Source organism: Nonomuraea sp. NPDC059023, assembly GCF_042740095.1.
Lineage (GTDB): Bacteria > Actinomycetota > Actinomycetes > Streptosporangiales > Streptosporangiaceae > Nonomuraea.
Genome location: NZ_JBHYIO010000028.1, coordinates 118,831 through 141,562 on the forward strand (window position 1 = coordinate 118,831; position 22,732 = coordinate 141,562).

Consider the following 22,732-nt stretch of genomic DNA (forward strand, 5'->3'; position numbering starts at 1 on the left):
GTCAGTGTCCACGACGTCGGCCGCGCCTCGCGCGGCGCCTTCCCGCCGAGGACGGCGCCGGCCGGCGCTCGTCGCCGGTGTGCTGTTGGTCGCCGTACTCGTGGCGGCCATGGCCGATCTGGCGGCGGGGCGCGCGCTGACGGTTGGCGCGCTGTGGCAGGCGCTCACCGGCGGTGCGGTGGACCCGATCACCCATCATCTGGTCTGGCAGGTTCGGCTGCCGAGGGTGCTGGTCGCGCTCGGCGCCGGGGCCAGTCTCGGCCTGGCCGGATTGATCCTGCAGGCGGCGCTGCGCAACCCGCTGGCGGCGCCGGAGGTCACCGGGGTCACCCCGGGCGCGGTGCTCGGTGCGGTCGCGGCCACGGGACTGGGCCTGGCCAACTGGGCGTCACCGGTTGCGGTGGTGATCGCCGCGGTCGCCGGTGGTTGCGGCGGGGCGGGTCTGCTATGGCTGCTGAGCGGGCGGGCGCGCGCCGATCCGGCCGCCACGGCCGTGTACGGCGTGCTGGTCTCAGCCGTGCTCGGCGGACTGACGTCGGTGATCCTGCTGGCCGCGCCGGGCGAGCTCGGCAGCTTCGTACAGTGGATGGTCGGCACCACGGAGGCGCGGACCTGGCAGCACTGGACACTGCTGTGGCCGTGGGCGCTGTGCTGGGGCGTGGTCGCCTGCCTGACCGCGGGCCCGCTGATGCTGCTGCGCTGCGGCGAGCGGGTGGCCGAGGCGGCCGGTCTGGTTCCGTCGCGGGCACGCGGCTTCGCGCTGCTCTGCGCGGTGGCTCTGACCGCGGGCGCTGTGGCCTCCGTGGGGGCGCTCGGTTTCGTCGGGCTGGTCGTGCCGCACGTGGCGCTCGCCCTGTTCGGGGCCGACCTGCGGACCGCGCTGCCGGGAGCGGCGCTCGTCGGCGCCGTCGCCGTGTGCGGAGCCGACGCCGCCGCCCAGTTGCTTTCGCGGGCGGTGACCGCCTGGGGGGCGGAGCATCTCAGCGTCCCGGTCGGTGCGGTGACCACCTGTGTGGGAGCGGTGGTGCTGCTGTTCATCGTCCGTCGCCATGCCGTCGATCCGTGATCTTACGCCCGGGTTTCCCCATGTCTACGAGGAGTGCAGACCGTGTCCGAATTGATCGACGATCCCGGCACCGCGACGACCAACCCGGAAGCTGGGCCGGGGGCCGCCGTGCTGGACCTCGATCGGGTGAGTTTCGGCTATCCGGGGTGGCGGGTGCTGGATGAAGTGAGCCTACGGGTCAGAACCGGGGAGTTCGTCACCCTTGTCGGCCTGAACGGCTGCGGTAAGAGCACCTTGCTCCGCCTTGCGGCGGGGGTGCTGCGTCCCGAGTCGGGACGGGTGTGGGTGGACGGTGCCGACGCGGCCCGGATTTCCCGCCGTGCCGCCGCCCGCAAGGTCGCCCTGCTGCACCAGTCCGCGCCCGCCGTACCGGGACTGACGGTGCGTCAGCTGGTCCGGCAGGGCAGGTACGCCGTGCGGGGCCCGCTGGGCATGCTTCGTGTCGGCGACGACGCGGTGACCGTACGCGCGATGCGGGACGTCGGGGTGGAGGAGTGGGCGGACCGGCCGGTGGAGACGCTGTCCGGCGGTGAGCGGCAGCGGGTACGGCTGGCGCTGGCCCTGGCCCAGGACACGCCCGTCCTGCTGCTCGACGAGCCGACCACCTACCTCGATCTGCGTCACCAGCTGGAAGTGCTGCAACTGGTCGCCCGTCTGCGCGAGGAACGGCGGCTGACCGTGCTGATGGTGCTGCACGACCTCGACCTCGCCGCCCGTTTCGCACAGCGATTGGTGGCTCTGCGGGACGGACGCGTGGCGGCGGACGGGCCCCCGGACCAGGTGGTCACCTCTGAGCTGCTACGGCACGTCTTCGGCATCGAGGGCAGGGTGGGCCGAGATCCCGAGCATGGGTGGCCGGTCTGTTACCCCGACCGACCTATCCCACTTGAAACTGAAAACGGTTTTCATTACGGTTAGCTCCGATATCGCCTGATATCACGTCCGCTCAGCAAGGAGGAACCATGGAGCAGGTCTTCACCCCCATCTCCGACCAGTCCCACCTTCCGCACCTGTCCGCCACCCACTCCAACGCCCTCGTCGAGAACCCCTTCGACGACGAGCAGGAGTAGCGACTCCGCGGGCCCGTCCGGAGGCGACTCCGGACGGGCCCGTCCCCGTTCGATCGCCATCCTGCGCACCGGCTGATGAGGAGAAACGTGTCGCGGCCCCAACTCGCCCCCGGCGTCGAGATCGTCACGGTCGACGGTCACCCGCCCGCGGTCCGCACTTCTGATGGCGAGTTCCTGCGCGTCAACGCCCCTCCCGAGGCCACGGCGGAGATGCTGAGCCTGCTCGGCCCCGGCGGCGGTTCCGGCCATCCCGCGAGGCAGGAGACCGTACGACTGCTGGGCGCCTTCACCGACGCCGGATATCTCGCCGCGCCGCCGTCCTGGCCCTCGGACCACGCCGGCGTACTCGTGCTCGGTGACGAACGCCTGACCGCGCCCCTCACCGAGTTCCTGACGTCCGAGGGAGCGCGCCCCCGTCCCGCGGCACCCGGAGACGTAGCGGCGCTCGCCGACGCATCCGCATCCGGCCGGCAGGCCTCCGACGTCGCCGCGGTGGTCTGGTGCCTCGACCGTCCGGTCCCTCCAGGGCTGTGGAAGGACGCCGATCGGCTGCCCGCACAGGGCATCGCCTGGGCTCGCTGCCATCGTGAGGGCCGGCAGGCCTGGATCGAACCGATCGCCGCCGCCCCCGGCGACGTGCTGGCCACCCACGTGGCCGCCCGCCGCCTGGCCGCCACCCCGGCCCATCGCGAACTGGCCGCCTACTGGGCGGGAAACGTCGCCACCGGCCCGCATCCGGTCACCGGAGCCGCGGCCGCGGCCACCATCGCCGCGCTGATCGCCACCGACCTCGCCACCTGGGCCCGGCGCGACAGCGGAGGAGAGCACCTGCCCGATCGGCGCCGCCTGCGCAGGGTCGACCTGCGGGATCTGAAGGTCACCGAGCACTGCGTGCTCCCCGTCCCGCGTGTCGCCCCGATCGAAACGCACCGCGCATGACCCCTTCTCAGAGCATGGCAGTCATCACAGGTGACGGCGCGGTCCTGACCACCGACTACTGCCTGCCGGATGGGCCGGGCCCGTTTCCCTGCCTCCTGATCCGCACGCCGTACGACCGGCGCTCGCACGCCGCGGAGCTACGCGCATGGGCGCGACGGGGTTTCGCCGCCGTAGCCCAGGACGTACGCGGCCGGTACGGCTCCAGCGGGCAGTGGCACCCGTACGCCAACGAAGCCGAGGACGGCGCGGCCACGGTGCGGGAACTCCGGGGGCAGTCATGGTGCGACGGCAGAATCGTCGCCTGCGGGGCCTCCTACGCCGCCCACTGTGTCCTGGCCATAGCGCTGCACGCCGACCCCGCCGTCCGCCCCGACGCCGCGATCGCCGCCGTACCCGCGCTGGGTCTGGCGGAGACCGCACGGGAGAGGAACGGTGTGGAACGGCTGCTGGCGAGAGCCGGTTGGTGGGCCGCCCACGGTGACCGTCCGGACAGCGACCCGCCCGCGCTGGAGCGGCTCCTGTCCACTGACCCCGCCCTGCTCGACCACCTGCCCGTGCTGGATCTCCCCCGGCGGCTCGGGCGCCCGCTGCCCTCCTGGCAACGGCTCTGGGCCGCGCAGCGTTCAGGCGATCCCGCCGGAACGCTCGGCGACGGAGCGCAGGCTGAATCCGGAGCGATGCCCCTGCTCGCCGTGGGCGGAAGTCACGACCCGTTCGTCACCGACACGATGACGTTGTGGCGGGCTTGGGGCCGCCAAGGCGCCGGGGCCTCCCGGCTGTTACTCGGTCCTTGGGGTCACGCTCTCACCGCCGGCCCCAGCCGGACCGATGACGGCCCCGCCTTGGCGTTGGGACCGCTGTACGTGAGGTTCGCGCAGGCCGCGCTCAAGGGAACGTTGGTCGGGCGCCGCGGCGCTGTCGCCCTGGAGGGCACCGGCCAATGGCTGTCAGCCCACGAGCTGGACCGCACCACCACCCGTGTCCACATGGACGGCAACGGCGCCGGTCTGCGGGTGCTGCGAGGGACGGAGTTCGTCGCGGATCCCGAACGCCCGGTGCGTTCCGACCGCCTCGATGTGCCGGAGTACGGACTGCCCGACCGCTTCCTGGCCGTCGGCGAGCCACTGCCCACAGCGCTCGACCTGGCCGGGGAGGCCGAAGTCCGGATCCTGGCCGCGGCGGACACCGCCACCGCAGACTGGGCCGCTCGCCTGGTCGCTATCAGCTCCCGCGGCATCGCCGAGCCGCTGGCCACCGGCATCACGCGCGTACAGGCACGGGCCGAGGCGCGCGCCCTGGTCAACATCTCTCTCGGTCCGCTGTCCAAACGCCTGCTGGCGGGAGTCCGGCTGCGGCTGGAGGTCGCGGGGCATCACTTCCCCGCCCACGCCCGCAATCCGCACACCGGGTTCGACCCGCTCCGCACCACCGTCCTGTGGCCCTCCCGGCGCACCGTCATCCCGGAGGGCAGCCACGTGGTGCTGAGGACTCTCGACCGGGCCGCCACGATCAGAACCGTCGACCCGGCAGAGGAGATCACCACGTGACCGCGCGCCGTCTTGCCACCACCCCCGCCCAGCCGCTTTCGGTGGACGCGCTGGTCGACCCGGTCTGCGGGCTGATCCGGTCGGTTGCCCCCGTCGCCCACCCTCAGGGAACCCCGGCCCGCTATGTGGCGATGACCGCCGAAGTCAGCGACGCCCGCAGGTTCGGGGCCTGGCCCGCCGACCGTGTCGCCCTGGGCACCACCTTCGGCGATCCCGAAGGAGCCCGCGTCGCCGCCATCGCGGAGGCTGTGGAGCGCTACTGCGGCAACCGGCTCCCGCCACCGGGCGAAACGGGCGCTCCGCTGCGGGCCACCGCGGGCGACCTCGCCGGGCACAACCATCTCTCCCCGGCCGAGCTACCCGCCTACGCCGGCTGGCAATACGACCGGCCCGGCTTTCCGTACCGGCGGTTCACAGACGCCACCGAGGCACTGTGGACACAGGGCGTCGAGCAGCTACTCGGTGGCGGTGAGCGCGAGTGCCTGGCACCCGTGGCGCTGACCCATCTCAACTGGCGGCAGGGCGATCTCACGTCCCTGCCGCGTACCCACCACCTGAACTACACGGGTATAGCGACCGGCGCCGGCCTCGCCGACGCCGTCGAACGTGCCCTGCTGGAAGTCGTGGAACGCGACGCCCTTGAAGTGTGGTGGCATCTGGGCGGCCCCACGCGGGGCGTCGAGGTGGACAGCATCCCGGGACTGTCGGCCGACCTCGCGGGATCGCCGCTGCGGACCTGGGTGGTGGAGATGCCGAATGAGTTCGCCCCCGCCATGGCCGCCCTGGTGTACGACGCCGATCGCGACCTCTACGCGGCCGGGTTCGCCTGCCGGTACGACCCGGCGGAAGCCGCCAGGAAGGCCGTCCTGGAGGCCGTGCACACGTGGGTGTTCACCCAGGGCCTCACCGACCCCGGTGGGTGGGTGTTCCAGGCGATCGACGCCGGGATACTCGCGAAGGGCCTGTACCTGCACCACCGGGCGGATCGTCGTTACCTCGACGACGCCGGAGACGACTTCGCCCGGGTACGCGACCTGGGCGCCCACGTCCAGGTCTGGCTCGACGCCCGGCTGGCCCCATTGGCACGGCGGTTCACGCATCCCGCGCAGACCGTCGCGATCGACCAGGTCGTGGCCGGTTCGCCGGAACGGCTCCGTGAACGTCTCGTCTCTGGCGGCCACCGTGTCGTCGCCGTCGACCTGACCACACCCGATGTGGCCGAGACCCCGCTGCGCGTGGCTCGTGTCCTGGTCACCGGCCTGGTGCCCAACGCCCCCGCCGCGTTCGCCTACTACGGCTGCCCACGTTTCTCGCAGGTGGCACTCGTCCACGAGTGGCGTGCCACCGCCCCGACCGGGCCCGGCGACTTCACCCTCGCCCCGCCTCCACACATGTAAGGGGTGTTCGAGCATGACCACCACATTCACCGACCGGCTGGTCGCCGAAGCGATCACCGAGGCCAGATCCATCCGGCCGGTCGGCCCGCACAGCCCAGCGGGCCCAGCGAGACAACGCTGGACCGGCGAGCCGGCCGATCTTGCGGCCGGGGAGGGCGACATCGACCTCGGGCGCCTGCTGAGGTTCTCGTTCAAGGCCGGACCCGTCGGACTCAAGCCCGCGCCGTTCCACTCCGGCGTCCGCGATCGGGACGGCGTGGCCGCGACACGGCTGCGCCCGGTGGCTTCCGCGGGCGGGCTCCATCCGGTCAACGCTCATCTGCTGGTCGGTCCCGGGTGTTCGGTGCCGCCAGGGCTCTATGCCTACGATCCGCTTGACCATCGGGTCTGCCGACGAGGCCCCGCACCGGGGAAGGCGTCCCGTGGGATCGTCGTCGTGTTCACGGTCACCGTCCAGCGGACCGTCTCCCATTACGGCCACCGCGCCTGGCCCCTGCTGCTCCTGGACGCCGGACACGCGGTGGCCGCCCTCGCCATGGCCGCGGTCGCCCACGGACACCAAGCCCGGCCGACGTTGAACGCCGACGCGGCGACGCTGGCCGCCGCCGCCGGGCTGCCCACGCCCGACCAGTGGCAGGCCGTCTGGGCGCAGACCACCCCGCAACATCCGCTTGCCGCCGTGCACATCACGGCCCGCGCCCCGGGCGATGAGCCGGGCCAGGTCGACCCGCTCACCGCGTGGGCCGCCCAGCCGCCGGGGACGCCGCCGGAGGCGGGCCCCGCGCCAAGCCCGGAAGGACAGCGCGCCGGAGCCGTGCTTGCCGCCTTGTGCCGTACCACCGCCCCGGCCGTCTGGTGGCCCGCCGTACCCCCCTTCGATGGCGAGCTATCGGCACTGGCGCAGGCCATCGCCGACCGTCGCAGCGCGCCACCACCCCTGAGCGGACAGCCCGATGCCGTCAGCCTCGCCGCCGTGCTGTCCACGGCCGACCGCGCCACCCCGTATGGTCCGCCCTGGTACGCCGCTGTCGGCGCGCCCACTGGCCTGGTAACCGCCGAACCCGGGAAACCGGAGGAACTCCGCCTCGTCGCCAGTGGCGAGGCACGGCCCACGCTGGCCATGTGGGCGGCCGGGCAAGGCTGGATTTCGCACGCCGGAGCCGTCCTCCTGGCCGGGGGCGCCCCAGATTCGGCTTCCGCCGAGCGGATCCGCGTCGAGCATCTGGCCGCCGGTTACGCCGCCGCCTGCGCGGAGCTCACCGCGACCGCCGCCGGCCTGCGCACCCGGCCGATCGGCTCCTGGCAGGCCGCCGATCTGGGAGCCGCACTGGGCGGCCGGGCCGGACGACGATGGATCGTTCACGGTCTCGCGCTGGCTTCCCCTCTCCCTCTTTCTCTCTCCCGGAGCGACCGCCGATGATGCTGCACCCGGAGTTGCTGCGTGCCGCCGGTACCGCGCCGGCGGCGCTGGTGCGGGCCACCGCCCTGCTCACCGCTGTCACCGCCGCGCACATCGCGCAGGCCGCGCTGCTCGCCGTCGCCCTGGCCGACATCGCCCGTGGCCGAACCGACCGCCTGCCCGTCCTGCTCGTCGTGGTGGCCGCCGTGCTCCTGCTGCGCGCGATCCTGACGCGGTGGCAGCGACTGGCCGCCGCCGACGCCGGGGCGCGGATCCGGTCGGTCCTGCGTGACGAACTGCTCGTCCAGCTTGGCCGGCTCGGCCCCGCCCACAGCACCGCCGCCCGCGCCGGGGCCTTGCGCGCGACCGTGGTCGACGGTGCCGAAGGGGTCAACACGTACCTGTCGCGGTATCTGCCGCAGTTCGCCGTGGTGTGCCTGGTCACGCCGGTGCTTCTGACGTGGATCGCCACTATCCACGTATGGGCCGCCGCCGGCCTGGCCGCCGCCGTCGCGATGGCGCTTCTCGTGCCCCGGTTGTGGGATCGCGCACTGGCCAAGCGCGGCAAGGAACATTGGGACAGTTACGAGAACCTGGCCGCCGACTATCTGGAAGCGCTCCAGCAGATGCCCACCCTCCGTGCCACCGGAGCCGTTCACCGTAAGCGTCAGGGACTGGAAGGCCGATCACGCCAGTTGCATCGGGCCATCGTGGCCAAGCTCCGGGTTTCGCTGGTCGACACGGCCCTGACCGACCTCGCCATCCAGGGGGGCACGCTCTGCGCGGTCCTGCTGGCCGCTATCTCGGCTGCGACCGGCCGCGCCACCGGGGCGGAGTCCTATCTGTTGCTGATGCTCGCCGCCGAGTGCTTCAGGCCGTTGCGCGATCTGTCGAGGGAATGGCACGCCGGATACGTGGGGCTCTCCGCCGCCGACGGTATCGCCGCCCTGCGGACCGCGCGACCGTCGGTACCCGACACCGGCACCCTCGCGCCCACGTGGGCGTCGGCGCCCGCCCTGGCATTCGCCGACGTCCGCTTCTCCTACCCGGGCGCGAGCCGTCAGGCTCTTCGCGGCGTCGGTTTCGAGTGCCCAGCCGGCCGTACGACCGCCCTGGTCGGGCCGTCGGGTGCGGGCAAGTCCACGCTGCTGGCGCTCCTGCAACGCCTCCACGACCCCCAAGAGGGGTCGGTGTCGCTCGACGGCGTCGACATCCGTGACCTGTCGCTGGCAGCGCTGCGCCGTAGCATCGCGGTGGTCTCCCAGGAGACCTATCTCTTCGCCGCCTCCATCGCTGACAACCTGAGGCTGGCCGCCCCCGACGCCACCGACGGGCAACTCGCCGCCGCCTGTCGCGACGCGGGGATCCACGACGAGATCGCCGCGCTCCCCGATGGATACGCGACCGTCCTGGGAGAACGAGGCGCGACCCTGTCCGGCGGCCAGCGGCAGCGCCTGGCCCTGGCCCGCGCCCTGCTCTGCGACGCGCCGGTGCTGGTGCTGGACGAGGCCACCAGCGCGGTGGACGAAAGCCGGGAACAACAGATCACCCGGGCGCTGCGCCGCCTCGCGCACGGCAGAACCTGCCTGATCATCGCCCACCGGCTGGCCGCTGTCAGGGACGCCGACCGGATCGTGGTCCTGGACCATGGCCTGGTCGACGCCGTCGGCGACCACAGCACGCTGGCCGGCGCGGGCGGCACCTACACCGCACTGGCCACCGCGGACCTGCGCGACCAAAGCTGAGGACACGCATGAACGTCAACCTGCCGAACCGGCACGTCCTGCGGGGCCTGCTGCCCGCGCTACGGCCGCACCGCCGGATGGTCGCCCGCACGATCATCTCCTGCCTGATCGACCAGGCCGCCCTCGTCATCCTGATCACCTGGCTGGCCCACACCGTCGGACGGGCCGTCATCGACCACGCCGCGCCAGGACCTGCCACCGTCGGCGCGCTAGGCGGGCTGGTGCTGATCCGGGCCGTCGCCACGTGGCGGCAGATGGACCTGTCGCACGACCTGGCCTACCGGGTGCTCGCCGAGCTGCGGGTGCGCATCTACGACGGGCTCGCCCGCAGCGCCCCCGCTCGCATCGCCGGTCGCCGGAGCGGTGACCTTGCGGCGACCGCGATGAACGACATCGAGACGCTCGAGTTCTTCTACGCCCACACCATCGCTCAGCTGCTCGCCTCCGGCGTGGTCTTCGTCGCCGGTACGGCGGTGCTCGGCGTCATCGACCCCGGGCTGGCGCTCGCCGTCCTGCCCGCGGCCGCCGCCCTGATGGCGCATCCGCTGCTCGGCGACCGCGGCCGCACCCGGCGCGGGGAACACGTCCGCACCGCCACGGCACGGCTCTCGGCCGACGCCGTCGACACCGTGGACGGCATCCGCGAGCTACTCGCCCATAACGCCCTCGACCGCCGCCGCTGGCAACTCGCCGACGCCAGCCACCGGCTCGCCTCGGCACAGCGAGCCGAGGCCCGCCACGACGGCGCCTTCATGGCCGTGCAAGACATCCTCGTGGTGCTGGCCTTGATCGCCGTAGTGGCCGCCATCGGGACAGCCGGCGGCGATCCACCTGGCGCGTGGGCTCCGGCCGCGCTGGCCTTGGCCGTCTCGGTCCTGGCGCCGGTGGCCGCCGGCGCCGACTCCCTGCGCCAGGCCGGCAGCCTGCGTGCCGCCGCCGCGCGGGTGACGGCCGCGCTAGCCGCCCCGCCGACCGCGCCGTCCGCTCCTCACCCGGTTCCGCTTCCTGACGGCCCGGTCGGCGTACGGCTGCGCGACCTCCGCTTTTCCTACGGCCCCGCCCCGGTGCTGCGCGGCCTGCAACTCACCATTCCTCCGCGCGGCACCGTCGCCCTTGTCGGAGCGTCCGGAGCGGGAAAGACCACCGTTGCCCACCTCATGGCCCGCTTCTGGGACCCCACGGGAGGCGCCGTGGAGCTCACCACCACCGAGGGAGCCGTCGACCTGCGCGATCTCACCGACGACGACCTGCGGTCGGCCGTCGCGCTGGTCGGCCAGGACGCCTCCCTGTTCCACGGCACGCTCCGGGACAACCTGCGGCTGGCCGCGCCCGACGCCGACGACGACCTGCTGAACCGCGTGATCAGGCAATGCGGCATCGACCGGATCGCCGCCACCCTGCCCGAGGGCCTGGACAGCGTCGTCGGAGAACGTGGCGCCACGCTCTCCGGCGGTCAACGAGCCCGCGTCGCACTCGCCCGCGCCCTGCTCACGAACCCCCGGGTGCTGATCCTCGACGAAGCGACCGCACACGTGGACGCCGTCGGCGACGCTGAGCTCGCCGACCTGCTCGCCGGCCTGGACGCCACCACGATCGTCATCGCGCACCGTCCTGCCACCATCCGCCGCGCCCCCCACATCGCCGTCCTCGACAACGGCCGGGTGGTCGAGGACGGCACCTGGGACAGCCTCACGACTGTCGCGGACAGCGTCCTGAATCGGCTCGTGACCGGGGCCTCCCATCGCGAAGGTGGTTAGTCTTTCGTTCCCGTGACCCGTGGTGGGGCCGGCGCCGGTTCCATGGAGTCCGGGGGCGGAGAGTCCGCCGTTGGCGATCCGGGCTCTACGCCGGTCGCCAGCACGGGCCCGGATGCCGGGTGCGCCCGCGGCCACGACCGCGTCGCGCGCCTGCCGTACCGCGCCGCTGTCGGCCGGAGTGCTCAGGTCGCAGCGAGGGCCCTGAGCCTGAGTTCCTGGTTGGCGGCGAGGGCGAAGCTCTGGCCGGAGTCGCCAGGGTTGAAGATCTCGGCGCCCTTGACGAAGGCCTTCCAGAAGCATGCCACCAAGCTCCGAGACGGTGGCGGCACGCCGTTCCTGGCCCTTGCTCCGCAAGATCCTGGACTGTGCCGGCACCATCGAGATCATCGGAGTGGATGGCATCATCCCACCGGCGTGGACACCTCCGACGCCTTGGAAGAGGCACTCGCGCCCGCCGACCGCCTGCGTTCCGATGAACACCGGTCCGCCTCATGCCGTGGCATCCGCCCAGGCCACGGTCAAGCTTCCCTGGCGGACGTCGCCTGTCAGGCGTCCTTATGACGGCGAAGCGAGATGGGTAGGCGGAAGCGACGGGCGATCCAGACGATGGCCAGGTCGCACAAGGCCAGCCCCAGCGTGGTCGGGAGCAGGACCGCCCAGCCGCTGTCGCCTCCTTCGCCGATGCTCCAGAGGACTTTGAGCAGGGCCATGAGGTTGATAATCACTAGGCCCCAGCCTAGGGACCGGTGCCAGAATGCCAGGCACAGGGCGGTGAGGCTGGCGATGACGGCCAGCACGCCGAGCAGGTAGGCGGCCGACAGTTCGCCGATGCTGTGGATGAGCTCCTTCTCCATGTCGAGGAATGCCTGTACTTGGGGGTCGACGCGGGCCGGCGGCGGAAACCAGAACATGCTGGTGAACAGTGCCAGGAGCGTGATGACGATGCCTTTCCAGCTTCGCCGCCAGGCGAAGTAGGCCAGGGGGAGGACGAACAGCGGGCGGATGGGCGTAGGCCCAGTCGAGGAATTCCTGCAGCATGCCGCTCACCGGGCCCGGGCGGCATGGCCGGGAGTGGCGCGAGAGCAGCTCGGATCGTCAAGGTGGTCTGCGGAGGCGAGGGTGCGGGCGGCGCGCGGGCCGGCCCCGGTGATGGCGGTGGAGATCATGAAGTTTGTCTATTCTGTTCGGAACTATCCGAACAGAATAGAATTTGTTTGTGGCCGGTGTCGAGGAGTTCGTGGAGAGTGCCGGGCTGTACTTCGAGCGGTTGGGACTCAGTCGTACGGCAGGCCGGGTCGTTGGGGTGCTCCTGGTCGATCCAGACGATTCCGCCGATGCCCCGAGGCTCTGCGAACACCTCGGCGTGGCCAAGAGCAGTATGAGCGTCGCCCTCGGCCAGCTCGAACGGGGTGGACTCGTTGAGCGATTCCGTCCGCCCCGGGGGCGTCGCGATCACTACCGGCTTACCGAAGACGTCTTCGGTCGTGCGTTCCGGGCGAAGATGGCAGAATTCACCGCGTTCGCGCAGCTCGCCGAGCAGGGGCTGGTGGTAGTTGGCGACAACCCCAAGCGCCGGGCCAGGCTGGAACTGATGCGCGACATGTACGGCTTCATGGGCCGTGAGTTCCCCAAGCTCCTCGACCGATGGGATCAAGAGCACAACTGACGACCGCGGTCAGTCGTCTCTCGTAGACTCCGCACCGCGCCGACGTCCGCGCGGCGTCCACGCAGGTGAGGAGCGCGGCGCGGCCGGACCCGGGCCACCGCCGGTGACGGTGACGACCAGGCCCGGTGGTGAAGCCGTCGGGTCTCATGAAGACGACGGTGGGCTGCGAGGTGACGCCCTTCTCGTGGAGAACTGGAGGATGGAGCCGGTGCGCTGGAGGAACTCCTTCATCGCCCAGAACCGGAGCACCAGCGCGGCGTCACCGTCCAGGGTTCTGGCCGTGCACTTCAACGACGCCGGGACGGTGTCACGACCTTACGATGCGATGAGGAAACCGCAGGTATCCAGATGGTCGTTGGTACGGTATCGACGGGTGTGCCGGGGCCGACTGACCGGCGGCCGTGTCGTCGACCCCGAAAGGTCTCGCGGATGCGCGCTCGTGATCTGCTCGTCGACTTCCCCATCGTCACGTTGGACACGCCGGTGATCGAAGCGGCCCGGCTGCTGGCCGACCAGGACTTGCCCGGATTGATCGTGGTCGACGAGCGCGGGCTGCCGTCCAGCATCCTGCCCGGCACCCAGGTGTTGCGGCTGGCCGTACCGGGCTATTGCCAGGATGATCCGGCGCTCGCGCGCGTGATCGACGAGGCGCACGCCGACCAGTTCTTGCAGGCGCTGGCCGACCGCACGGTCCAGTCGGCGCTGCCGAAGGCGGAGCGTGAGCTGCCCATCACCGACCCGGACGCCACCGTGCTGGAACTGGCGGCGCTGATGGCGCGCACGCACAGTCCGCTGGTCGCGGTGGTCGAGGATGATCGCCTGCTCGGTGCGGTCACGCTCCAGGCGCTGCTGGATCGGGCGCTCGCTTCGTGACTGCGCCATCTGTAAGCGGCACGAGGCTCGCTGTCCCGTCCTTACGATCATTGATACGTTGTCTACAGGTGTGCCGGGAAGTCTGGTCGGCGGTTCCACAGTCGATCGCTAAGGACGTCCATGAGCACGCGTGATCAGCTTGGCGTCGTTGCCGCATGACGCTCACGGCGTGGATCTCGGTGGCGGTGTTCCTGTGCGCGTATACGCTGATCGCCACCGAGAAGATCCACCGAGTGGCCGCCGCCCTGGGCGGGGCGGGGATCATGCTGATGATCCACGCCACCAACGCCGAGACCGCGTTCTTCTCGGAGTCGACCGGGATCGACTGGAACGTCATCTTCCTGCTGCTCGGCATGATGATCATCGTCGGGGTGCTGAAACAGACCGGTATCTTCGAGTACCTGGCGATCTGGGCGGCCAAGCGGGCCAAAGGCCGTCCCTATCGCCTCATGGTGCTGCTGGTCGTCATCACCGCATGTGCGTCCGCTCTGCTGGACAACGTCACGACGGTGCTACTGATCGCGCCGGTGACGTTCCTGGTGTGTGAACGGCTGGCGTTGCCGGTCGCGCCGTTCCTGATCGCCGAGGCCATGGCGTCCAACATCGGCGGCGCCTCCACACTGGTGGGCGATCCGCCGAACATCATCATCGCCAGCCGGGCGGGGCTGTCGTTCAACGACTTCCTCATCCACATGGCACCCCTGGTCGTGGTGCTCATGGCGGTCTTCATCGGGTTGTGCCGCATTTTGTTCAGGAAGTCCTTCGTCTACGACCCCGAGCGGGCCGCCGAGATCATGACGTTGAACGAGCGGGAGGCCATCAAGGACCGGCGGCTGCTGTGGCAGTCGCTGCTGGTGCTGGTGGTGGTGATGTCCGCCTTCGTCCTGCACCCGGTGCTGCACTACGAACCGTCCGTGGTCGCGGTGCTCGGCGCCGGCATTCTTGTGGCCGCCACCAAGGTCACCACCGAGGAAGCGATCAGCGAGGTCGAGTGGCCCACACTGGTGTTCTTCGCCGGGTTGTTCGTGATGGTCGGCGCGCTGGTGAACACGGGTGTCATCGGTCAGATCTCCCAGGCCGCCACCGAGGCGACCCAAGGACAGCTCGGCCTGACCACCATGGGCCTGCTGTGGGCGTCGGCAGGTTTGTCGGCGATCGTGGACAACATCCCGTACGTGGCCACGATGAGCCCCATCGTGGCGGAACTCGTGGCCGCCAACGGCGGGAACGACTCGGCTCAGGTGCTGTGGTGGGCGCTGGCCTTCGGCGCCGATCTCGGCGGCAACGCCACCGCGGTCGGAGCGGCGGCCAACGTGGTCGTCCTGGGCATCGCCGCCCGCAACGGCACGCCGATCAGTTTCTGGCAGTTCACGAAATACGGGCTGGTGGTCACGGTCGTGACCGTCGCGCTGTGTGTGCCGTATCTGTGGCTGCGCTACCTATGAGCGCTCATCAGCCGATGCGGCGTCATAGGGGCGTAAGGATGCCGTCAGGGTCGTGTAGAGACGCTGGCCGCGGGGGTGCTGCTACGGTATAGCGCGGTGCGCCGGGAAGCCTGGTCGGCAAACGTCACAGTCATACGAGACGCGGAGGCGTGCTGATGGGCACCTTGTTGACGGCGTTCGCCGTCGTCCTGCTGGTCGCGGTGCTGCTGTCCAGCCTGGCCCATCGGACGATCTTGTCGACGGCCGCGTTGTTCCTGGTGGCCGGGTTCGTGCTCGGCGACGGCGTGCTGGGCGTGGTCTCGCTGCGGGCGGGTGAGCCGCTGGTCGGCACGCTGGCGGAGCTGGCGTTGTTCGCGGTGCTGTTCAGCGACGGCATGCGGGTCGGGTGGCAGGATTTGCGCGGCGCGTGGCGGCTGCCCGGCCGGGCGCTCGGCTGGGGGCTGCCGCTCACCTTGATCATCACCGCGTTGCTGGCGCACTATCTGGTCGGTCTGGGCTGGATCGAGTCGCTGCTGATCGGCGCGATCCTGGCGCCGACGGATCCGGTGTTCGCGGCCGCGCTGGTCGGCAATGAGAAGGTGCCGCCCCGGCTACGACAGTTGCTCAACGTCGAATCGGGCGTGAACGACGGGCTGGCGCTGCCGTTCGTCATGCTCTTCCTGGCCGTCGCGGCCGGATCCGATGACCTGCACCTCGGCGCGCTCGGCGCGGAGCTCGGGATCGGCGTGGTGATCGGCGTGGCGGTGCCGTGGCTGGCCATCAAGCTGGAGCAGACGCGCTGGTTCTCGGCCTCCACGCAGTACGAGCCGCTCAACGCGCTCGCGATCGGGCTGCTGGTGCTGGCCCTGGGCAAGGCCACGCATGGGAATTTGTTCCTGGCCGCGTTCGCCGCCGGGATCACGGTGGCGACCTTCGGCGCGCGCCAGCGTGAGTCGTTCGAGCACTTCGGCGAGCTGATCGCGGAACTGTTCAAGCTGGCCGCGTTGCTGGTCTTCGGCGCGCTCATCACGCCCGCGCTGCTGGGCGCGGTCGGCTGGCAGGGCTGGGTCTTCGCCGTCCTGGCGCTGGTCGCCGCGCGGCCGGTGGCGATCTGGGTGTCGTTCCTCGGATCCGGGCTGACGATGCGGGAGCAGGCGGCGGTGGCCTGGTTCGGGCCGAAGGGGTTCGCCTCGGTGGTCTACGGCCTGATCGTGCTCGCCTCCGGCATCGCCGCAGCCCAGGAGGTCTTTCAGCTGGTTGCGGTCACCATCGTGCTCTCGATCCTGGTGCACTCGTCCACTGACATCGTCGTCGCCCGCGGCTTCGACGACGAGCGCGACGTGCCCGCCTGGTTCGGCATCGTCCGCCGCATGCGGGGACGCAAGGACATCGCGGATGGGAAGGACCATCGTGGCTGACATACACAGTGACCCGGTCGTGGTGGTCGGCATGGGTCGCTTCGGCAGCGCGCTGGCGCTGGAGCTGGTCCGGCGGGGCACCGATGTGCTGGCCATCGACCGCCGTCCCAAGGTGGTGCAGAGCCTGGCCGGGCAGTTCACGCACATCGCCGTCGCGGACTCCACTGACCTCGACGCCCTGCGCCAGTTAGATGTCGCCGACTTCTACCGCGCGGTCGTGGCCATCGGCGGCGACCTGGAGGCGTCGATCCTCACCGCGGCCCTGCTGACAGAGCTGGAGGTCGACGACATCTGGGCCAAGGCGGTTAGCCGCCAGCACGCCCAGATCCTGACCCGAGTCGGCGTCCACCACGTGGTCTCGCCCGAACACGACATGGGCGAACGAGTGGCGCACCTGGTAAGCGGCCGGATGCTCGACTACATGCAGGTGGACGACAACTTCGCGATGGCCAAGACGCGACCTCCCAAGGACTACACCGGCCTCCCGCTGGGCCGCTCCAACCTGCGACGCAAGTACGGCGTCACCGTCGTCGCGGTCAAGAGCGAGGGCGAGGAGTTCACCTACGCCACCGCCGACACCGAGCTCACCTACAGCGACATCATCATCGTCTCCGGCACCACCCAGAACGTCGAACGCTTCACCGACCTGCCCTGACCGCCAAGGTATTGCGCCAAAGGCTGCCGCAGGCGGAGGTTTCGGTCGATAGTGGGGTCATGATGGACGTTGTCCCCCGGCCTCCGGACGGCCGGGCAATCATCGGATGCGGCATGGAGCAGTTCCACCACCCCCGCCCCGTATGCACAGGACGTCGGCCGACCGTCCAGCGGGAATGGCTGATGGCAGGTCTCACCGGACGGGTGCTGGAGTTCGGGGCAGGAGACGGCGTCAAACTCACCTGCTATCCGCCGGACCTCGATGAGATCATCGTGGTCGAGCCGGATGGATTCCTGCGCTCCACGGCTCAGCAGGTGGCTGACACCCTCCCCACCCCGATTCGCATCGTCGAGGGCGATCCCGCCCAGGTCCCGCTGCCGGACGGCTCATGCGATGCCGTGATCTGCTCGCTGGTGCTCTGCTGCGCCCCCTTGCGGGCGACACTCGCCGAGGTGCGCCGGGTCCTTCGACCCGGGGGAGAGCTGCGCTTTTACGAACATGTGCGATCCGCCCGCCGGCCGCTCGCCCTGACCGAGACGCTCATCACGCCCTTGTGGTCTCGCGCCTGCGGCGGCTGCCACCCCGCCCGCGACCCGGTCGCCGCCATCCGTGCGGCGGGGTTCGGCATCGGCCGGCTCGACCGTTTCACGTTCAGCCGGTTCAGCCACGTGTTCGGCATCGCCCGTCCGGGCTGACCCCGGACGATCGGGCATCAGCCCGTCTGGCGCGCCGGATCCGGCGCTGTTAACGTCGATGGTGGAGCGCCGGGAAGCCTGGTCGGCAACGTCATATCGGACCGGCTTCAGGGAGGCGCCCATGCCGGGCAGTCCCGCCGTACTCGTCAGCGGCCTCACCAAATCCTTCGGCGCCGTCACTGCCCTGGACGGCCTCGACCTGTCCGTGGCCGAAGGTGAAGTGCACGGCTTCCTCGGCCCCAACGGCGCGGGAAAGACCACCACTCTGCGCGTCCTGCTCGGCCTGCTGCGGGCCGACTCCGGCCACGCCGAAGTGCTGGGCGGCCACCCCTGGCACGACGCGGTCGAGTTGCACAGGCGGCTGGCCTACGTGCCCGGCGACGTCGTCCTGTGGCCGAACCTGTCCGGCGGCGAGGCCATCGATCTGCTCGGACGGCTGCGCGGCGGGCTCGACCGTGGGCGCAAGCAGTACCTGCTGGAGCGCTTCGACCTTGACCCGACGAAGAAGGGCCGCGCCTACTCCAAGGGCAACCGGCAGAAAGTCGCCCTCATCTCCGCACTCGCCTCGAACGTCGAACTGCTACTGCTGGACGAGCCCACCGCCGGGCTCGACCCGCTGATGGAGGCCGCCTTCCGCGAGTGTGTGGCCGAGGAGCGCGGCAACGGCCGCACGGTCCTGCTGTCCAGCCACATCCTGTCCGAGGTCGAAGCGCTCTGCGACCGGGTGAGCATCATCCGCGCCGGCCGCATCGTGGAAAGCGGCACCCTGGCCCAGTTGCGGCACCTGACGCGGACCACCGTCACCGCCGACCTCGACCGCGTCCCCGGGAACCTGCCCGGTGTGCACAACCTGGCCGTCGACGGCTCAAGGATCATCTTCGAGATCGAGCCCGACCGGCTGCGTGAGGTGCTGCCGCTGCTCACCGCCGCGGGCGTGCGCGACCTGACCTGCCACCCGGCCACCCTGGAGGAGCTGTTCCTGCGCCACTACCAGGCCTCCCCATGACGGGCACCTTCTCCCTGGTACGGCTGGCGCTGCGCCGTGACCGCCTCGCGCTCGCGGTGTGGATCCTGCTCATCGTCGGCGCCGTCGCGGGCACCGCCTCGGCGATCGCGGAGCTGTATCCCGGCATGGCGCAGCGGGTCGCCCTGGGCGTCACCATCGGTTCCACCCCGGCCCTGCAGGCGATCACCGGCCCGGTCTACGACCCGGCCTCGGTCGGCGGGCTGACCGCCTGGCGGGCCACCACGATCACCACCATCCTGACCGCGCTGATGAACCTGCTGCTCATCACCCGGCACACCCGCGCGGAAGAGGAGAGCGGCCGGGCCGAACTTCTCGGCGCCTGCGCCATCGGCCGGCACGCCTTCATGACCTCCGCGCTCCTCGTGGCGGCAGGCACGAACCTGCTCATCGGCCTGCTGCTCACGGCCGCGTTGGCCGGCCAGGGACTGCCCGCCCCCGGCGCGCTCGCCTTCGGGCTCGCCATCGCCTGCACCGGGTGGCTGTTCGCCGCGCTGGCCGCGCTCACGGCGCAACTGACCGAGCACGCCCGCACCGCCAACGGCCTCGCCCTCCTGGTGCTCGGCCTGGCGTTCCTGCTGCGCGCCGCGGGCGATGCCGCGCGGATCGACGCGCTGTCGTGGGCTTCTCCGCTCGGCTGGGCGCAGCGGGTGCGGGCCTTCGCCGACGAGCGCTGGTGGGTCCTCGCCCTGGCCGTCCTGACCGCGTTCACGCTGGTCGTCCTCGCCGCGGCACTGGCCCGGCGCCGAGACCTGGGCGCCGGAGTACTGCGGCCCCGGCACGGCCCTGCCGACGCGCCGCCGTATCTGGGCGGCGCGCTGGGCCTGGCCTGGCGGCTGCATCGTGGCGGTGTGCTCGCCTGGGCCGCGGGCTTCGCCGTCATGGGGACGCTGTTCGGGACCCTGGCGGACAGCGCCGGGCAGATCGTGCGCGACAACCCGCAGCTCGCCGCCATCCTGGACCAGCTGGGTGGCGAGGGAGCGCTGACCGACACCTTCCTGGCCACCGTGCTGGGCGTGATGGGCCTGGTCGCGGGCGGCTTCGCCGTCCAGGCGGTGCTGCGGCTCCAGGCCGAGGAGAGCGCGCTGCGCGCCGAACCGGTGCTGGCCGCGGCCGTCTCGCGCACCAGTTGGACGCTCGCTCACCTGGTCATGGCCTTCGGCGGCGCCGCGGTGATCCTCACCGCCGGCGGGCTTGCCGTCGGACTGGCCCACGGTCTGCGCACCGGCGACGCGGGACGGCAGATGCTCCGGCTGGCAGGGGCGGCGTGGGTCCAGGTGCCCGCGGTCTGGGTGACGGCCGCTCTGGCCATGCTGCTGTACGGCGTGCTTCCCCGGCTGACCGCACTCGCCTGGGCGGCGCTGGCCGGCTTCGCTCTGCTCGGACAGCTGGGCGAGGTCCTCCAACTGCCCGATGCGTTGCGGAACCTGTCGCCCTACGCGCACCTGCCGCAGGCCCCGGGCGGCGAGGTGATCGCGGGCCCGCTCCTTTGGCTCGCCACCGTCGCCCTGGCCTGCGCAGGGGCCGGGCTCCTCACCTTCCGGCGGCGTGATCTGACCGGCAACTGAGATGGGGGTAGAGGGATGAATCTGATCCGTCTGCTGGAGATCGACGCTCAGATGGTCGATCGTGTGGGAGGCAAGGCCGCCGGGCTCGGAGAGATGATCAAGGCGGGTGAGCGCGTCCCGGACGGCTTTCTGTCTCACGGTCGAGTCGTACAGGTCCGGAGATCTTCCTGAGGCCGAGCTGCTCGATGCCTACGAGCGGCTCGGCGGGGGCCGCGTGGCCGTTCGTTCCAGCGCCACCGCCGAGGACCTGCCGGACGCCAGTTTCGCCGGTCAGCAGGACACCTATCTGAACGTCGAGGGCACCGGGCCGCTGCTCGACGCCGTCCGGCGGTGCTGGGACTCCCTGCATACCGAGCGTGCCGTCGCCTATCGCGCGGTGGCGGGCATCGACGAGGCCGCCATGGCCGTGGTGGTTCAGCGCATGATCGACCCCGCGGTCGCCGGTGTGCTGTTCACCGCCAACCCGATCACCGGCTGCCGCACCCAGATGGTCGTCGACGCAGCCCCCGGTCTGGGTACCGCGATCGTCGACGGCACGGTCGTACCCGACCATTACCTGCTCGACCATGACACGACGGCCATCCCGGCCGAGTCGGGATGCCTCTCCGCACACCAGCTGGAACGACTGCGGGAGGCCGGGCGGCGGCTGCAGAAGCACTTCGGCTCGCCGCAGGACATCGAGTGGGCGATCGACGGTGACGACACGCTGTGGCTGCTGCAGTCCCGGCCGGTCACCACTCTGTTCCCGGCCCCGCCCGACACCGGCGACACGCGGCTCTACCTGGAGTTCGGCCACATCCAGGGCATGCTCAGGCCGACGACTCCGATGGGGGTGTCGATGCTCAAAACCGGCGCGGGCATGTGGTTCAAGGGCGCCGGCGCCACCGTCGACCCGCGCGATCCGATGCCCCGGATGGTCCCCATCGGCGGGCGGCTGTACTTCGACCTCACCGACTTCGTGCGCAACAAGGCCATGCGCAACCGGCTCGGCGTCTCCCTGGAGGTGTACGGTCCCCGGGTCCAGGGCGCCGTCCTGCGCATGCTGGACGATCCGCGGTTCGCGCCGCGGCGCGGCCTGCCGTTCCGTGTACGAAGCGCCTTGAGGATCACGGTACGGCTGGCGCCCGGCGCGATCACCGGTATCGTCCGAAGCCTGGCCCGGCCGGGCGCCGCGAGGGCCCGGGCCTATCGCGGCGTCCGGGAGATCAGCCGCCTGACGCGACCGCCGGCCGAGCCCGCCACCAGCGCGCAGCGGCTGCGCTGGGTGATCGAGGACTCTCACAAGGCCGTGATGACGCCCGACATGATGGGCATCGTGTGGCCGCTGATGGCCGGAATCCTGGCAGGCACCGCCCCCGCCGGGCTGCTCGAAGGCGTCGCCTCGCCCGGCGAACTGGACACCGTCCTGGGCGGCATGCCGTACAACGTGACCACCGAGATGGACCTGGCCCTGTGGAACCTGTCGGTGAAGGCGCGCAAGCACCGAGAGCTGTTCCTCGACACCCCGCCGGAAGAACTGGCCGCGCGTTTCCGTGCCGGTGATCTGCCGGACATCGGGATGTCCGGCTTCCTGAAGAAGTACGGCATGCGCGCCGCCGCCGAGATCGACGTCGGCATGCCCCGCTGGGAGGAGGAACCGGCCCCGTTGTTCGCCACGATCGCCAACTACCTTCGCGTCGAGGACCCTGAGCAGGCGCCCGACCGGCGCTTCGACCAGGCGGCGCGGAAGGCGGAAGCCACGCTTGAGGTGCTGGCTCGGCGAGCGCGGCGCAACAGGCCGGTGCGCGGCCGGCTGGCGACGTTTCTCATGCGTCGCTCGCGCGAACTGACCGGGCTCCGGGAGATCGGGAAGTTCGCCTGGCTGCCGGCGCTCCAGGCGGCACGCCGGCAGCTTCTGCTGATCGGCGACGACCTGGTCGCTCGCGGGCTGCTGGAGCGTGCCGACGACATCATGTTCCTCGACCTGTCCGAGGCCGGCGCCGCCGTACACGAAGGAGCGGACCAGCGCGGCCTGACCGCGAGACGCCGCGCCGAGTACACGCGGGAACTGCGGCGGCACGCCGTCCCCGGCGCGTTGCTGTCGGACGGGACCGACGTGGAGACGCTCGTTCCGCACGGGCCGGCGGAGGAGGGCGTGCTGACCGGCATGGCCGGCGCCGCGGGCAGGGCCACCGGCAGGGCACGGGTGATCCGCGACCCGGCGGGCGCGCACATCGAACCCGGCGAGATCCTCGTGGCCCCCACCACCGACCCCGGCTGGACCCCGCTGTTCATGACCACGGCCGGTCTGGTCACCGAGACCGGATCCCCGGTGGCGCACGGCCCCACCGTGGCCCGGGAGTACGGCATCCCCGCCGTCATCTGCGTCCGCAACGCCACGCACGAGATCAGGACCGGGCAGCTGATCACGATCGACGGGAGCGCCGGCACGGTGAAGGTGGAGGAGAGCTGACAGGCTCAGGGCCGGCCCTTTCGGGGACGGATCACAC

General features: G+C 71.1%; 20 protein-coding genes. 18 read left to right on the forward strand and 2 right to left on the reverse strand.

Annotation, left to right across the window (positions count from 1 at the left end; all coding sequences use genetic code 11):
- Positions 1-4 precede the first annotated feature (4 nt).
- From ACFWYW_RS38495 to ACFWYW_RS38535, 9 genes are all read left to right on the forward strand, one after another.
- Positions 5-1,066, forward strand: coding sequence for a FecCD family ABC transporter permease (locus tag ACFWYW_RS38495; protein ID WP_379621287.1), 1,062 nt, complete (start codon positions 5-7; stop codon positions 1,064-1,066).
- Positions 1,067-1,108: 42 nt separating this feature from the next.
- Positions 1,109-1,984, forward strand: a complete 876-nt coding sequence (locus ACFWYW_RS38500) for an ABC transporter ATP-binding protein (protein ID WP_379621285.1) — start codon at positions 1,109-1,111, stop codon at positions 1,982-1,984.
- 44 nt (positions 1,985-2,028) lie between these two features.
- Complete coding sequence (amiA, locus tag ACFWYW_RS38505) at positions 2,029-2,136, forward strand: streptamidine family RiPP (RefSeq protein ID WP_379621283.1); 108 nt, start codon at positions 2,029-2,031, stop codon at positions 2,134-2,136.
- Between the two features lie 87 nt (positions 2,137-2,223).
- Positions 2,224-3,075 carry a hypothetical protein gene (locus ACFWYW_RS38510; protein ID WP_379621281.1) on the forward strand — a complete coding sequence of 284 codons (852 nt, stop codon included), beginning with the start codon at positions 2,224-2,226 and terminating at the stop codon, positions 3,073-3,075.
- 14 nt (positions 3,076-3,089) lie between these two features.
- Positions 3,090-4,622 (forward strand): CocE/NonD family hydrolase, encoded by a 1,533-nt coding sequence (locus ACFWYW_RS38515; protein WP_379621279.1) that lies wholly within the window; start codon positions 3,090-3,092, stop codon positions 4,620-4,622.
- Positions 4,619-6,019, forward strand: a complete 1,401-nt coding sequence (locus tag ACFWYW_RS38520; RefSeq protein ID WP_379621277.1) for a YcaO-like family protein — start codon at positions 4,619-4,621, stop codon at positions 6,017-6,019. The genes ACFWYW_RS38515 and ACFWYW_RS38520 overlap by 4 nt, the downstream gene beginning before the upstream one ends.
- A gap of 13 nt (positions 6,020-6,032) precedes the next feature.
- Positions 6,033-7,439: a hypothetical protein gene (locus ACFWYW_RS38525; RefSeq protein WP_379621275.1), complete on the forward strand. Its 1,407-nt coding sequence runs from the start codon at positions 6,033-6,035 to the stop codon at positions 7,437-7,439.
- Positions 7,436-9,163: an ABC transporter ATP-binding protein/permease gene (locus ACFWYW_RS38530; protein ID WP_379621273.1), complete on the forward strand. Its 1,728-nt coding sequence runs from the start codon at positions 7,436-7,438 to the stop codon at positions 9,161-9,163. The genes ACFWYW_RS38525 and ACFWYW_RS38530 overlap by 4 nt, the downstream gene beginning before the upstream one ends.
- A gap of 8 nt (positions 9,164-9,171) precedes the next feature.
- Entirely contained in the window at positions 9,172-10,920 is a 1,749-nt protein-coding gene (locus ACFWYW_RS38535; protein ID WP_379621271.1) for an ABC transporter ATP-binding protein, read from the forward strand.
- Between the two features lie 182 nt (positions 10,921-11,102).
- Here ACFWYW_RS38535 and ACFWYW_RS38540 read toward each other — a convergent pair whose 3' ends face one another.
- Both ACFWYW_RS38540 and ACFWYW_RS38545 read right to left on the reverse strand, forming a co-directional pair.
- Complete coding sequence (locus tag ACFWYW_RS38540) at positions 11,103-11,228, reverse strand: hypothetical protein (RefSeq protein ID WP_379621269.1); 126 nt, start codon at positions 11,226-11,228, stop codon at positions 11,103-11,105.
- A 237-nt stretch (positions 11,229-11,465) separates the two neighbouring features.
- Positions 11,466-11,831, reverse strand: coding sequence for a hypothetical protein (locus tag ACFWYW_RS38545; protein WP_379621267.1), 366 nt, complete (start codon positions 11,829-11,831; stop codon positions 11,466-11,468).
- Positions 11,832-12,136: 305 nt separating this feature from the next.
- Between ACFWYW_RS38545 and ACFWYW_RS38550 the strand changes: the two genes are divergently transcribed.
- The 9 genes from ACFWYW_RS38550 to ACFWYW_RS38590 all read left to right on the forward strand — a co-directional run bounded on the left by ACFWYW_RS38550 (position 12,137) and on the right by ACFWYW_RS38590 (position 22,695).
- Positions 12,137-12,586 carry a GbsR/MarR family transcriptional regulator gene (locus tag ACFWYW_RS38550; RefSeq protein ID WP_379621265.1) on the forward strand — a complete coding sequence of 150 codons (450 nt, stop codon included), beginning with the start codon at positions 12,137-12,139 and terminating at the stop codon, positions 12,584-12,586.
- Between the two features lie 429 nt (positions 12,587-13,015).
- Positions 13,016-13,459: a CBS domain-containing protein gene (locus ACFWYW_RS38555; protein ID WP_379621263.1), complete on the forward strand. Its 444-nt coding sequence runs from the start codon at positions 13,016-13,018 to the stop codon at positions 13,457-13,459.
- 155 nt (positions 13,460-13,614) lie between these two features.
- Positions 13,615-14,904 (forward strand): SLC13 family permease, encoded by a 1,290-nt coding sequence (locus tag ACFWYW_RS38560; protein ID WP_379621261.1) that lies wholly within the window; start codon positions 13,615-13,617, stop codon positions 14,902-14,904.
- Positions 14,905-15,059: 155 nt separating this feature from the next.
- Positions 15,060-16,301, forward strand: a complete 1,242-nt coding sequence (locus ACFWYW_RS38565) for a cation:proton antiporter (RefSeq protein ID WP_379621259.1) — start codon at positions 15,060-15,062, stop codon at positions 16,299-16,301.
- Positions 16,294-16,956, forward strand: a complete 663-nt coding sequence (locus tag ACFWYW_RS38570; RefSeq protein WP_379621257.1) for a potassium channel family protein — start codon at positions 16,294-16,296, stop codon at positions 16,954-16,956. Before ACFWYW_RS38565 ends, ACFWYW_RS38570 begins: the two co-directional genes overlap by 8 nt.
- Before the next feature lie 182 nt (positions 16,957-17,138).
- Positions 17,139-17,651 carry a class I SAM-dependent methyltransferase gene (locus ACFWYW_RS38575; protein WP_379621255.1) on the forward strand — a complete coding sequence of 171 codons (513 nt, stop codon included), beginning with the start codon at positions 17,139-17,141 and terminating at the stop codon, positions 17,649-17,651.
- Between the two features lie 121 nt (positions 17,652-17,772).
- Positions 17,773-18,657, forward strand: a complete 885-nt coding sequence (locus tag ACFWYW_RS38580) for an ABC transporter ATP-binding protein (protein ID WP_379621253.1) — start codon at positions 17,773-17,775, stop codon at positions 18,655-18,657.
- Entirely contained in the window at positions 18,654-20,243 is a 1,590-nt protein-coding gene (locus tag ACFWYW_RS38585; RefSeq protein WP_379621251.1) for an ABC transporter permease, read from the forward strand. Before ACFWYW_RS38580 ends, ACFWYW_RS38585 begins: the two co-directional genes overlap by 4 nt.
- 106 nt (positions 20,244-20,349) lie before the next feature.
- Complete coding sequence (locus ACFWYW_RS38590; RefSeq protein WP_379621249.1) at positions 20,350-22,695, forward strand: PEP/pyruvate-binding domain-containing protein; 2,346 nt, start codon at positions 20,350-20,352, stop codon at positions 22,693-22,695.
- Positions 22,696-22,732: the final 37 nt, after the last annotated feature.